Annotated in this window: 11 protein-coding genes; 7 read left to right on the plus strand and 4 right to left on the minus strand. The window is 47.4% G+C overall.

Annotated features, from left to right (window positions below):
• The first annotated feature begins 26 nt into the window (after positions 1–26).
• The 7 genes from OB236_RS19390 to OB236_RS39830 all read left to right on the plus strand — a co-directional run bounded on the left by OB236_RS19390 (position 27) and on the right by OB236_RS39830 (position 8,983).
• Positions 27–1,571: an ABC transporter substrate-binding protein gene (locus OB236_RS19390; protein WP_262685476.1), complete on the plus strand. Its 1,545-nt coding sequence runs from the start codon at positions 27–29 to the stop codon at positions 1,569–1,571.
• Positions 1,572–1,592: 21 nt separating this feature from the next.
• Complete coding sequence (locus OB236_RS19395; protein ID WP_262685477.1) at positions 1,593–2,450, plus strand: sugar phosphate isomerase/epimerase family protein; 858 nt, start codon at positions 1,593–1,595, stop codon at positions 2,448–2,450.
• Positions 2,451–2,558: 108 nt separating this feature from the next.
• On the plus strand, positions 2,559–4,319 hold the full coding sequence (locus tag OB236_RS19400) for a sensor histidine kinase (RefSeq protein WP_262685478.1): 1,761 nt from the start codon (positions 2,559–2,561) through the stop codon (positions 4,317–4,319).
• 36 nt (positions 4,320–4,355) lie between these two features.
• The gene (locus OB236_RS19405; RefSeq protein WP_262685913.1) at positions 4,356–5,474 is read left to right on the plus strand and encodes a Gfo/Idh/MocA family protein; all 1,119 of its coding nucleotides are present in this window, start codon (positions 4,356–4,358) and stop codon (positions 5,472–5,474) included.
• 186 nt (positions 5,475–5,660) lie between these two features.
• Positions 5,661–7,268 (plus strand): response regulator transcription factor, encoded by a 1,608-nt coding sequence (locus tag OB236_RS19410; protein ID WP_262685479.1) that lies wholly within the window; start codon positions 5,661–5,663, stop codon positions 7,266–7,268.
• Between the two features lie 40 nt (positions 7,269–7,308).
• The gene (locus tag OB236_RS19415; RefSeq protein ID WP_262685480.1) at positions 7,309–8,742 is read left to right on the plus strand and encodes a M20 family metallopeptidase; all 1,434 of its coding nucleotides are present in this window, start codon (positions 7,309–7,311) and stop codon (positions 8,740–8,742) included.
• A 124-nt stretch (positions 8,743–8,866) separates the two neighbouring features.
• Positions 8,867–8,983, plus strand: coding sequence for a VOC family protein (locus tag OB236_RS39830; RefSeq protein ID WP_317259360.1), 117 nt, complete (start codon positions 8,867–8,869; stop codon positions 8,981–8,983).
• 134 nt (positions 8,984–9,117) lie between these two features.
• Here OB236_RS39830 and OB236_RS19425 read toward each other — a convergent pair whose 3' ends face one another.
• From OB236_RS19425 to OB236_RS19440, 4 genes are all read right to left on the minus strand, one after another.
• Positions 9,118–10,368: an MFS transporter gene (locus OB236_RS19425; protein WP_262685481.1), complete on the minus strand. Its 1,251-nt coding sequence runs from the start codon at positions 10,366–10,368 to the stop codon at positions 9,118–9,120.
• A gap of 55 nt (positions 10,369–10,423) precedes the next feature.
• Positions 10,424–11,275, minus strand: a complete 852-nt coding sequence (gene opp4C / locus OB236_RS19430) for an oligopeptide ABC transporter permease (protein ID WP_408638502.1) — start codon at positions 11,273–11,275, stop codon at positions 10,424–10,426.
• A gap of 92 nt (positions 11,276–11,367) precedes the next feature.
• On the minus strand, positions 11,368–12,318 hold the full coding sequence (locus OB236_RS19435) for an ABC transporter permease (protein WP_262685483.1): 951 nt from the start codon (positions 12,316–12,318) through the stop codon (positions 11,368–11,370).
• Between the two features lie 24 nt (positions 12,319–12,342).
• Entirely contained in the window at positions 12,343–13,341 is a 999-nt protein-coding gene (locus tag OB236_RS19440; RefSeq protein WP_262685484.1) for an ABC transporter ATP-binding protein, read from the minus strand.
• Between the last annotated feature and the right edge of the window lie 6 nt (positions 13,342–13,347).

Consider the following 13,347-nt stretch of genomic DNA (forward strand, 5'->3'; position numbering starts at 1 on the left):
TATCATATAAAAACAGGAGGGTTAGTATGAAAAAAAGAGCAAGGTCATTACAACTATTTACTGCAGCTGTTCTCGTATTCACATCGTTATTGGCAGGATGTTCTTCCGGCGCTAAGCAGGCAGGAGATACTGGAGCGCCGGTAGGCAGTAACCAACAAGAAGCCGGTTCCGCAGCTAATTTGGCTCCGTATGAAATCACAATGGCATTCTTCACAACGAACTCTCAGACACAAGGCATTCCTGAAGTGGAAAAAGCCGTGAACGAAATCACAAAAAAGAAAATCAATGCCACGGTTAAATTTGTTCCGATCAGCTATGGCTCCTACGCGCAGCAGACCAATTTGATGGTTGCTTCCAATGAAAAGCTTGATTTACTGGTCAGTGGGGTGGGAGGAACGTACAGCACACATGTGACACAAGGACGTCTTGTTGCCATGGACGATTTGCTTGCCAAATATGGTCAGGATATTACGAAAACGTTGGATCCTGCATTCCTCAATGCTGCCAAGGTTAACGGGAAATTATACGGAATTACGAGCAACAGAGATTTGGCGGCAGACCGATCGCTTACGATGAGAAAGGATCTTGTTGATAAATACAAGATAGATTTAAGCAAGCTGACTTCCTATAACGACCTGGATAGTGTGTTCCAAACGATCAAGGACAAGGAGCCAGGTATTACACCTTTGGTTCTTTACACTAGCTCGGTGACACCAGTCAATATTATTGCCAATAAGGATTTTGATGTGCTCGGGGATTATATGGGCGTTCTGGATTATGAAAACAAGAATCTGAAGGTTATCAATATGTTTGAATCACCGAAATATGCAGGAATGCTGGACACCGTCAGAAGATGGTATGAAAAAGGATATGTACTCAAGGATGCCGCAACATCCAAGGACAATGGTTCCGATCTGATCAAAGCGGACCGTGCCTTCTCCTTCTTAACGACATCCAAGCCAGGATATGCGATGCAAGCTTCCCGGGTAACGGGCAAAGAGATGGTTGAACTCAAAGTTTCCGAGGCTGTTTCCAATACCAACCAGATTACACGATTCATGTGGTCGATCGCCAACAATTCCAAGGATCCAGCAAGAGCGATGATGTTCCTGAACTTGATGTTCTCGGACAAGGATATTATTAACCTGATGGCCTGGGGGATTGAAGGAAGAGATTACGTGAAAAAATCCGCCAACGTGATCGATTATCCTCAAGGAGTCAATTCGACCAGTGTACCTTATGGCGTCAATCAAGGCTGGTTGTTCGGTGATCAATTCAAGTCTTATGTATTTACCGGCGATCCGGAAGACATTTATCAGCAAACCGATAAGTTTAATAAAACAGCTATCAAATCGCCGGCTCTTGGTTTCACCTTCGATGCCACTCCGGTAAAAACCGAAGTAGCAGCGGTTACCAGCGTATTTAACCAATACAAATCCGGCCTGGAAACTGGAACCATTGATCCGAAAACAGAGCTTCCGCAGTTTATTGCCAAATTGAAGTCGGCCGGTCAAGACAAAATTATTGCAGAAAAGCAAAAGCAATTGGATGCATGGGCACAAACAAAATAAGAATCAAAAATGGAGGCTATTATGACATTATCAATCGGATTACAGTTATTTTCGGTTAAGGATGCGTTACAACGTGATTATATCGGGACCTTGGAAAAGCTGGCGCAGATCGGCTACACCAATCTGGAAATGGTCATTCGTAAAACTGATGAGGGCTTAAGTCTTGGGGGGAATATTACTCCCTCTGAGGTAAGGAGGCAGTTGGATCGCCTTGGCATGAAAGCTGTCAGTTGCCATACCCGAGTGAATGAGGAGACCGACTGGGAAGGTATCATAGCGGCTAATCAAGAAATTGGAAGCACAGGAATCGGGTGTTCAATCGCTTTCTTTGCCAATAAACAGGATGTACTGAATTTCTGTGAATCATTTAATAGATATGGGGAAATATGTAAGAGTGGCGGTATGCAATTATATTATCACAATCATTTTCAGGAATTTCAGGTGTTTGAGGGTGAAACGGTTATGGACCTTATGCTTGCGCATACCGATCCAAAGCTGGTGAAGTTTGAACTGGATACGTATTGGGCGGTTAGAGGCGGAGTTGATCCGATAGAATGGATGCGCAAGCTGGGAGATCGCTGCATCATGCTGCATCAAAAGGATCTGCCTGCGGCGGCTCAGCCAGTTAATTGGTTGGATGTATTCGGGGCTAACAGCAGCATCACGATAGACGAGCTTTATAAAACTCAGGACCCGACTCATTTTACCCAAATTGGTCAGGGAACCCTCCCTATTGCAGATTATTTAAAGGAAGCCACATCGCTTGGACATGCCAAGTATGTATTTGTTGAACAGGATGTAACCGCTGGTAACGAGGTTGAAGGAGTAGCCACCAGCTATCGCAACCTGGAAAGACTGCTGCAGCAAATAACAGTGTAAGAGATCTCAATTCGAAGCCGCAAGGGGTCATCCGGAACGTATTCTGGTTGACCTCTTCCATGATATAATTATCGGTTATAGACATCACGATCATGGAGGTCAGAAGAAATGGGATTTATGAACAAGGAATTTTTTAAATCTCTGAGATTTCGAATCGGCTTGGCTTTTTTTGCAATCTTTATTCCTTTGATGGTTTGGATGATCTATTACAGCTCTTATGCGGGTAAGGTTGTCAGGGACCAAGTTGCCCAATCCAATAAGAATCTCGTTACCCTGTATATGGGGCAGATCGATCGTACGCTCGGAGAAGCGGATGAGTACTTATACAATATGGTTGCTGAAGAAACCGACTTGATCATTATTGATCAACCGGATGCCTACTATTCAGTAAGATACCAGGAAGCCCGAATCCGATTGTTCAATAATATATCGACGACTATAAATAACAGTAAAACGATGGATATGTTCTTTGTTTATTCGGAAAATAATGATGATTTTTTAATCGGACCGAACCTGGCATTAAGCTTCGATGAGAGGGATCAAGCTCGAATACTTCTCACCTCTATGCTGAAGAATAACGCACAAATGGAGCAGGAATGTACACTGAAATGGTGTGTCCAGCAAATTGACCAAGAGCATTATCTGAGTCATGTTGCCAAGATAGGCAATGTATATGTAGGGGCATGGGTGAATGTAAAAAGGATGATGATTCCGCTCAATTTGATCGATTTGGGGGAAACCGGGATTTCCGTTTTGTCTACGGAACACCATGAACCGATGGATCATCATGAGTTTATTGCACAGAATGGCATCGATCTGACACTCGAAGATGAAATATACAAGCTAACCGGCAACAACCACACCTACTTGGAGGTTGCAGAACGTTCCAAGAAGGGCAGCTTCTATCTGACGGTGCTGATCCCGGAAAATGGAATTATGGAAAAGCTGCCTATTTTTCAACGGGTTGTGCTGGTTGTGCCTCTCGGCTTTGTTATTATGCTGCTGCTGCTGCTGTTGTTTTTGAGAAAGCTCATTCTGCGTCCGATCTACAAATTATTAATGGCGATGCGGAGATTTAAGGAAGGCAAGTGGGATACCCGAATCGTGCCTTACCCATCCTCCGGTGAATTTGAAGTGATAAATGCGGCGTTCAATGATATGGTTGCACAAATTGAACAATTGAAAATCGATGTATATGAGGAGCAATTGAGCAGTCAGCGTGCGGAGCTTAAGCATTTGCAGCTGCAAATCAATCCGCATTTTTACTTGAATTCCTTAAATATTGTGTATCATCTGGCTCAGGCTCAGAAGTACGAGCTGATTCAGGAAATGTCCTTATCGCTGGTTGAGTACTTTCGGTATATGTTCCGCAGTAACCTGACGTTTGTCCCTTTACAAGATGAAATCAGACATACGTGCAATTACTTGAACATTCAAAAAATGAGGTTTCCGAAGCATCTCGATTACGAGGTGACCCTGCAGGATGACTTGGAGGAAATTCAGGTTCCACCCTTGATCGTGCAAACTTTTGTCGAGAATACAATTAAACATGCGGTCACGATGGACGATTCGATTCATATTCATATTGTCATAGACTCCGAGTCATCTGCCGAAGGGGACTTGTTGAAAATTTCTATTGAGGATTCGGGTAAGGGATTTCCCGATGATGTGCTTCAGCGGCTGCAATCGGATGTGGATCTGATGAACGATAAAGGAGAGAACGTCGGGATCTGGAATGTAAAACGCAGAATTGCGCTGCTGTATCCGAATCGGGCTCACGTGGTGTTCATGAATGGACCCGAAAGCGGCGCGAAGGTTGAAATCCAGCTGCCGATGGAAGCGATGGATAATGAAAAAATGACAGAATAACATAAAACTTAGATGTATAAAAGGAGCGGTTACATGATGAATGAACCTTTAAAAATCGGAATTATCGGCTGCGGAGCCATTGCACACCAGAAGCATATGCCATCACTAGCCAAACTGCCTCATCTGGGAAAAATGGTTGCCTTTTGCGATGTCGTGGAGGATAGAGCTATTACAGCAGCGGCGGAATTTGGAGTTCCTGATGCTGCCGTGTATACGGACTATAGGGAGCTGCTAAAGGACAAGTCTATCGATGTCGTTCATGTGTTGACGCCTAATTTGTATCATTCCTTTATTACTGTAGATGCATTGGAATCAGGCAAGCACGTGATGTGCGAAAAACCGATGGCGATTAATTCTGTCGAGGCCAAAAAAATGCTGGATGCATCGAAGAGAACTGGCAAAAAGCTGACCATTGGTTATCAAAATCGGTTTAACGAGGAGTCCCAGGTATTGTACCGTGCTTGCTCGAAGGGAGATTTGGGTGAGGTCTATATGGCTAAAGCCCATGCAGTTCGCAGAAAAGCTGTTCCGACATGGGGTGTGTTTACCGACAAGAAGCTGCAGGGCGGTGGGGCTTTAATCGATATTGGTACCCACGCACTCGATTTGACATTATGGTGCATGGACAACTACAAGCCTCAATCGGTGACAGGTTCAGTATATTATAAAATGAAGGACAACGTCGAAGGCAATTTATTCGGACCTTGGGATCCGGCGACCTTTGATGTAGAGGATTCGGCTTTTGCTTTTATCAAAATGGAGGATGGTGCAACCGTATTCCTGGAGTGTTCCTGGGCGCTTAATACGACTGATGCCAAAGAAGCGAAGACTTCCTTATTTGGAGTTGATGGTGGTGCTGAAATGAAGGTTGGGGCGAATAGAAAAACAGAGCTTGTCTTTAATAAGGCACAGTATGGCAAGCTGGTTGAAATCAAGCCGAATACAGGCGCGAGTGTTGCTTACTTTACCGGTAAGGATGAAGCTCCTGGCGTGTTGGAGGCTGAGCAATGGCTGGAGTGCATCATCCATGATACGGACCCGTTGGTCAAAGCAGAGCAAGCGTATGTAGTAACCCAGATACTGGAAGCTGTCTATCAATCCGCCGAAACAGGGAAAACCATTGATTTTGCTGAATTTGTTAACCTTAATCAATAAGGTCAGAAGGCAAGATAGTAAGGTCCTCCTATGAATAAAGTCCATGGTCATGGAGATCATGGACTTGATGTGCGCTAAATCTGACAACCTTCCTTGTGACGGAGGGTAGCTCCCTTTACCCATCGGGTTTAATGTTATAATCATCCTATACAGTCAGAATACGTACTTGGGGACGGAGGGTTGATCATGGATGGAGTGCTTATTGTAGATGATGAAATTCATGCCGCACATGGAATAGAGACCGGAATTGATTGGGCGAGGCTTGGGGTTACTCAAGTATATGTAGCCTACAACATTCGTCAAGCAAAGGAGATTTATACAAGTCAGGCCGTCAGTTTGATGATCTGTGATATAGAAATGCCTCAGGGAAACGGAATTGACTTATTAACCTGGGTTAAGGAGCATTATCCGGCAACCGTGAGTCTGTTTTTAACCTGCCATGCGGATTTTGAATACGCCAAAAAGGCGCTTCAATTGGGAAGCCTTGACTATCTGTTAAAACCGGTTCGATACACGGAACTCGAAGCTGTGCTCCAAAAAGCCATTCAAAAAATTGAATCCGATAGCGAAGCTGTTAAATTTACCGAAACCTTAAAGCATTATTATCAGCTATGGTCTGCACACCATCCGTTATTGGTGGAGCGTTTTTGGTTGGATCTGATTCATCAAACGGTATCCTCCCATCCCGAGCAGATCAGCGAGCTGATCTATAAGCGTAATATACCTTATCTCCCCGATGATCAATTTGTGCCGATTCTAATAGCCGTTCGCGGCTGGAGCAAAGGGTTGTCAGAACGCGAGAAGAAGATCATGGAATATGCGCTTCGTAATGCAGCTGAACATAGCTTTCATCTGGATGGGCTTGAGGGGGGTTGTGTGGTACCCATTTCGGAGAGGAATCTGGTCGCCTTACTCCCTCGGGATCATGCGCTTCTTGTATCCACAGCCTACCTGGAGGCAGAGCTCATGAGTTATGTTCGTTCTTGTGATGAGTATTTCTATTGTGAATTATCGTGCTATATTGGTGAGGCTACGGATATTGTTGACATTCATAAAGCGGTACAATCCTTGATTGAAAAGGATAGAAATAATGTAACCAATGCGCGAAAGGTTTATCGTTTGGACGAAATATTCGAGCTTCAGGACCACATCCAACAACCGAATATAAGCAGCTGGCTGGAATTACTTAAACAAGGTTCGAAAACATCGCTGCAGGAAGATATTCATCATTACCTTGAAGATATGAAGCAAACTGAAGGCAGCGCCAAAATGCTGCAGGAATTTTATCATAATTTCCTCCAAATGGTTTATCATGTGCTTCAATTAAAAGGGCTGCAGGCTCATTTGATATTCTCGGAAAGATTGTCTACCCAACAAATGGCATCTGTTACACGTACCGTTTCCAATTTGCAGGAATGGTCCAAAGAAGTCGTTGAGCTTGCTGTCGATTTTATTCAATCCATTGAGGAATCCCATACTGTCATCAATCAAGTGAAGGCCTACATTTCCGAGAATATGGACAAGGATATATCCCGTGATGACATAGCTGCGAATGTATTTTTAAGTCCAGATTACTTATCGAGAATATTTAAAAAAGAGACAGGCACATCCTTATTCGATTATCTGATCGAAGAGCGCTTTAAATTAGCCCAATCGTTACTCATTCAATCGGACAAGTCGGTTAGTGAAATTGCAACCTCAATCGGATACACCAACTTTTCCCATTTTTCAAAAATGTTCAAGCGAGTCACAGACATGAATCCTCTGGAATTCAGAAAGAAGCATCGAAAGTAAAATTCCTGAGGGAGATTTACGATATAGGAGCTGATAGGCCATGACAGACGTACAACATATTTCAGACAGAGTTCAAGAAATTGCGGATTTGATAGAGAACCAGAGAGACTTGTTTATCAAGGTCAGTAATCAAATATGGGAATACGCAGAAACGCGCTATGAGGAACGGCAGTCGGCTGCATTGTTTGCCGAGGTGCTGGAACAGGAGGGCTTTACGGTACAGCGTGAAGCAGGTGGTATTCCAACAGCTCTCGTTGGAAGCTACGGACAAGGCAAGCCGGTCATTGCTGTACTCGCAGAATACGATGCGTTGTCCGGGCTCAGTCAGAAGAAGGGAGAGTCCCGGAAAGCTCCGATCGTTAGTGGAGCCAATGGGCATGGCTGCGGACACAACCTGCTTGGCAGTGGCGCATTGGCTGCCGCAGTAGCTGTGCGTCAATATATGGAGAAGCATAAGCTGCCAGGCACGGTTCGCTTATATGGATGCCCTGCTGAGGAAGGTGGCGGCGGTAAAGGTTTCATGGTGAAAAATGGGTTGTTTGCCGATGTCGATGCCGCAGTAACCTGGCATCCGGGGACAACCAGCCATATTATGAGCACGTCGAGCTTGGCTACTTGCCAGGTTTACTACAGGTTCAAGGGGCGTAGTGCCCATGCTGGTGGAGATGCACACTTGGGACGAAGCGCGCTGGATGCAGTCGAGTTAATGAACGTTGGCTGTAATTATTTGCGCGAGCACATTATTTCGGATGCGCGCCTTCATTATGCGATTACGAATACCGGCGGCTTATCGCCAAATGTCGTCCAGTCGGAAGCCGAGGTGTTGTATAAAATGCGCGTTCCGCGTTCCGAGCAGCTGGCCGATTTATATGAGCGAATTTGCAATGTCGCCAAAGGAGCGGCGTTAATGACCGGGACCGAGCTTGAGATTATATTTGATTCCGGCTCGTCTGAGCTGATTGTCAACCGGACCTTGGAGCAGGTGATGCATGAACAATTTATTCAACTGGGCTGCCCGGTTTTTGATGAAACCGAACAACAATTTGCGAGCGAAATACGTGCTACTTTATCGGATGCTGAGAAAAACCACAATTTGCCGCAGGAGCTGTCAGGTAAGGTGCTGTCCGATCGTCTGGAACCGTACGAGGTTAAACAAGAAATTACTGTCGCTATGGGTTCAACCGATGTGGGAGATGTCAGCTGGAACGTACCTACTGTGCAGAGCTGGATCACCAGCATGGCGCTGGGTACGGCTCTCCATTCCTGGCAGGCGGTCAGTCAGGTTGGGATGTCGATCGGCCACAAAGGCATGCTGCATGCAGGAAAAGTGATCGCGGCGACAGCTGTTGAGTTGTTGTCCACGCCCGAGGTACTGGAACAAGCCAAGGAGGAACACACGAAGCAGCTGAGTGGCAGAAGTTATATATGTCCGATCCCGGATGGTTTGATTCCAGGTCCTGTCAGAGGGGCTTAAGGGGAGGGGAATATAGGCAGGAGGATACGGCGTGAGGGCGCAGTATCCTCCTGCTTTTTGGCGGTGGACAAGTCACACCAAAGAAGCTGATAATGAAAGATATACTTACTCAGGGAGGTTAACCATGATACAAATAGATCGCTTGGACCATCTTGTATTGACGGTCAGTCAGGTTGAGGCATCATGTACGTTCTACCATCAGGTACTGGGAATGGAAGTCGTTACAGACACCACTGCTTGAAGTGATCCGTCATTTGGAGCTATGCAGCATTCCTGTCGAGCAGGGCCCCGTTATTCGTACAGGAGCCTGCGGCAGGATTGAATCGGTCTATTTTCGCGACCCGGACATGAATTTGCTAGAGGTGTCCAATTATGTTAATACGTAACGACACTGCTGCTGACCTTGCTTTTCTTCTCCTTATGCAGTGCGGCATGCATCAGGAAAAAAACTAGTGAAACAACGGACGCACAGGTTCCGGCCAGCAGCACGGGGACAATGCCCCAATGATCGTATAAGTTGCCGTATAGAGTAGGCCCCGTCATTCTTCCCACATTGCCAAAGCCCCCGGATAAGCCCATAAAGAAAGGTGCAGCCCGGCCGGTACGCTCGGAATAAAAAGTAGGGATTGCAGGCAGCAGCAGCATTTCGCCTATTGTGCATACGATCATGCCCACCACGAGAAACAGGTAGGAATGGTGAAATAGCATAATAAAGCCGAGTCCAAGCGAATAGCATAAAGAGCTCATGACAATTTGCGCGACAAGCGATTTGGCGATGGTTGACTTGATCAATCCGGTTACGGGTTGCCCGGCAAAAATCACGATGCCATTAATCGTCCATAGCAGGCTGTACATCGTTAACGGATACCCCTGCTCGGTCAAATACGGGGCGATCCCGTTGCTCCACAGCGTAAAAGCGATATAGTAGAACAAGGCTCCTAATCCGAGAAACAGGTAGATGCGGAAATTCACGATATGCTGGTAAGCACTTTGATTCTCTCCCAATGTACCGGCAGTCTTCGTCGCGGAGACGCTGTCATCCGGAGAGGTTTTCATAAAGAAAAACAGGAACACCCCAAAAGCAAGCGTTGAGACCGAGGTTACGGTATAGGTCAACGGGAATGAGATCGAAGCGATAGCACCACCGACTGCCGCACCTATCGCGAGCCCCGTGTTGTTCCCCACATAGATGGCGTTATACAGCTTGCGTCGATGCTCTTTCCATCTGAAGCCGACATAGGCATTAATGGAAGGAATGGCGATACCATTCATAAAACCGTTCACACTGACAATGATGACAAAAACCCAGTAATCATGGACGAAAACGACGGAGCCTAACAGGGACGCTGTGAGCACCATGGAGCTGACGATCAGCTTTTTGGGTCCGAGCTTATGGTAAAGCGCCCCTCCGACGATTTCTCCGAGAATCCCTGCCAAAGCCTGATACAGCAGGACGAGTCCCGCCTGCCCGTAGGAGCGACCCAGCACTTCGTGGACGTACAGCGTGGTTAGTGGCCACAAAATCGCTTTTCCGGTTGCATTAACAAAGCTTGCCGCCATAAAATATAGCGCATCCTTCGGATACGCCTGGAAAAAAAGAAGCCATCGTTTTTGAATAAGGTTCATAATAAGCAATTCCACCTTCGGTCTGTATGGCATGTATGGCTTGCGCGCGCTTTATTTATTTCCTTTTGGGGTCCAACGCATCACGCACGCCGTCTCCAACAAAATTGATAGCGAGTACGGTAAAGACAATCATCAAGCCAGCAGGAATCCAGAGCCATGGCTCGCTTTGCAAGGTTGTGATCGATTGGGCGGCTGTCAGCATGTTGCCCCAGCTGGCTGTCGGCGGCTGAACGCCCATACCGAGAAAGCTGAGCGACGACTCGGAGAGTATGGCCGTGGCGGCGCCGAAGGTGGCATTGACGAGCAAAGGGCTCATCGCATTCGGCAATATCTCGTGGAAAATGATTTGCCGCTTGCTTAATCCCAGCGCCTGGGCGGCTTTTACAAACTCCATCTGTTTGATTGACAGCACACTGCCTCGCACAAGTCTCGCAACGCTGGGCCACCCGAGAAGGCCGAGCACCAGGACGATGTTGGACAGTCCGGGTCCGATGATTGTCACCAAGACGAGGATAACCATCAGGTGAGGGAACGACATGAACACATCGATCACGCGATTGATAATCATATCCACCTTGCCACCATAATAGCCTGCGATGGCGCCGACTACGGTTCCGATAGCCACATAGATGGCGACGGACCCGAGACCGATCGATAAGGATATGCGTGATGCGTAAATCAGTCTGCTGAGCACATCACGGCCTACCTGATCGGTGCCCAGCCAATATTTGCCCGAGGGCGCGGCGCTGAATTCATCCTGGATAACACTTGGATCATACGGAGCTAATAGCGGTGCGAAGCACGCCATAATGAGAAGCAGCGCAAACACCAGCAAACCGGCTACCGCCATTTTATGCTTCATGAATTGACGGCTGACCGAACGGAAATAGCTTTCCTGTTTATCCATATCCTGCTTGGCTAGCGGTTCCAGTCCTTGAATGGCTCTTTCATCTGTTGGTTCTCTCCATGATACTGCGGGCATAGCTGCACCTTCTTTGCTTAATTGTATTTGATTCGCGGATCGACAAAGGCATACATCAAATCGGCCCATAGGTTGGACAGCAGCACGGAAACGGCGGCGACCAGATTAATGCCCATCAGGGCGGGATAATCGCGGGACAGAATCGACTGGATCGTCAATTGGCCCATTCCCGACCATTGAAAAACCGTTTCTGTAACGACTGCGCCGCCGATCAGCATCGGAATGTCCAGACCTGCTACCGTAATGATTGGAATCAGCGCATTTTTGAGCGTGTGCTTGTTAATGACTTTCCATTCAGGCAAACCTTTGGCCCTCGCCGTACGGAGGTAGTCCTGATTCAGCACCTCCAGCACGCTTGCTCTTACATAACGCACCATACCTCCTGCAATTGAGGTGCCGAGCGTAAGGGCCGGGAGTATCAAATGCTTCAGCGTATCGATCAGCTCGCCTTCTTGGCCGATCGTATTCATGCCTCCGGTTGGCAGGATGCCAAACGTAACGCCGAATAAATAAATGACGCCCAATCCGAGAAAAAAGCTGGGTACGGATACGCCAAGAAACGATCCGGTGGAGGCGACATAGTCGAGCCAGGAATACTGCTTGACGGCACTCAGGATGCCAAGTGGAATCGCAATCAGATAGGCGATCAGCAGAGCCGCCCCCATCAACAGCAGTGTGGCTCCGAGTCGTTCCACAATCATATGCGACACGGGTTGAAAGGAGCTGAACGAAGTGCCAAGATCACCGATCAACAGACGACCCAGCCATTTTACATATTGAACGATCAGCGGGGCATCCAGACCGAGCGCTTCACGCCGTACCAGCTTATCCGCTTCCGTCACATCCGGGTTGGCGTATAAATCCACGGGATCTCCTGGAGCCATATAGATAATGAAAAAATTTAACAGCGTGACGCCCAGCAGTACAGGCAGCGCTATAAGCAGCCGCCGAATCGTATAATCCAACATAGCCTGTGTCCTCCTTTAATAAATTCAGCTTAGCGGGTAATGACAAGCCACCAGATGCTGTCCGCCGAGCAACTCCGGCTGCTCCTCCCGGCAGCGCGGCCGTGCCATCGGGCAGCGGGTATGAAATCTGCAGCCCGATGGTGGAGCGGCGGGGTTAGGCACATCGCCCGACAGAATAATGCGTTCCTTGTCGCGGAAGAGCGGGTTGGGCACCGGATACGCATCAAGCAGTGCCTTCGTATAGGGATGCTTCGGATGATTGAAAATATTACTTGTCCTTGCCAGCTCGACAATTTTGCCCAGGTACATCACCGCGATGCGGTCGCTCATAAATTTGACCGCCCCAAGGCCATGGGCAATAAACAAATAGGTTAGCTGGAAATTATTTTGCAGCGACTTCAGCAAATTCAGGATTTGTGCTTGAATAGATACATCAAGCGCCGATACAGGCTCATCGCAGACAATCAGCTTCGGCTGCAGGATAATCGCCCGGGCGATGCCGATTCGCTGTCGCTGACCACCGGAAAATTCATGTGGAAATTTATTCAACGAATGCTTCGACAGGCCGACGATATCGAGCAGCTCCATCGCTTTTTTGCGAGCTTCGTCCGGCGTCATTTGAACATGGACCAGCAGAGGATTGATCAGCAGCTCGCTTACCCGTTTTCTTGGGTTAAGTGAAGCGTAAGGGTCCTGGAATATAATTTGCAGCTCTGAACGGACCCGGCGCATATCGGATTCGGACATGCGGTGCACATCCTGCTCTTTATAGTAGACCGAGCCTTCCGTCAGCGATTCCAGCCGGACGATACTTCTGCCGAGGGTCGATTTGCCGCAGCCCGACTCGCCTACGATGCCGAGCGTTTCCCCCGGGAACACCAGCAGGTCGATGTCATCTACGGCTTTTACATGGCCTACGGTTTTGGAAAAGATGCCTTTGCGGATCGGATAATATTTTTTTACACGCTCGATGCGCAGAATAGGATCGCTGCTGACCTGTGCTTTATGCAATATAGCGCTCATGGATAA

Source organism: Paenibacillus baimaensis (assembly GCF_025567575.1).

What these genes read in the sequence shown, in the direction of transcription:
- OB236_RS19410 (WP_262685479.1), top strand. Translation starts at nt 5,661, where the DNA reads ATGGATGGAGTGCTTATTGTAGATGATGAAATTCATGCCGCACATGGA.
- OB236_RS19395 (WP_262685477.1), top strand. Translation starts at nt 1,593, where the DNA reads ATGACATTATCAATCGGATTACAGTTATTTTCGGTTAAGGATGCGTTA.
- OB236_RS39830 (WP_317259360.1), top strand. Translation starts at nt 8,867, where the DNA reads ATGATACAAATAGATCGCTTGGACCATCTTGTATTGACGGTCAGTCAG.
- OB236_RS19435 (WP_262685483.1), bottom strand. Translation starts at nt 12,318, where the DNA reads ATGTTGGATTATACGATTCGGCGGCTGCTTATAGCGCTGCCTGTACTG.
- OB236_RS19400 (WP_262685478.1), top strand. Translation starts at nt 2,559, where the DNA reads ATGGGATTTATGAACAAGGAATTTTTTAAATCTCTGAGATTTCGAATC.
- OB236_RS19440 (WP_262685484.1), bottom strand. Translation starts at nt 13,341, where the DNA reads ATGAGCGCTATATTGCATAAAGCACAGGTCAGCAGCGATCCTATTCTG.
- OB236_RS19405 (WP_262685913.1), top strand. Translation starts at nt 4,356, where the DNA reads ATGAATGAACCTTTAAAAATCGGAATTATCGGCTGCGGAGCCATTGCA.
- OB236_RS19390 (WP_262685476.1), top strand. Translation starts at nt 27, where the DNA reads ATGAAAAAAAGAGCAAGGTCATTACAACTATTTACTGCAGCTGTTCTC.
- opp4C (WP_408638502.1), bottom strand. Translation starts at nt 11,275, where the DNA reads ATGGATAAACAGGAAAGCTATTTCCGTTCGGTCAGCCGTCAATTCATG.
- OB236_RS19415 (WP_262685480.1), top strand. Translation starts at nt 7,309, where the DNA reads ATGACAGACGTACAACATATTTCAGACAGAGTTCAAGAAATTGCGGAT.
- OB236_RS19425 (WP_262685481.1), bottom strand. Translation starts at nt 10,368, where the DNA reads ATGAACCTTATTCAAAAACGATGGCTTCTTTTTTTCCAGGCGTATCCG.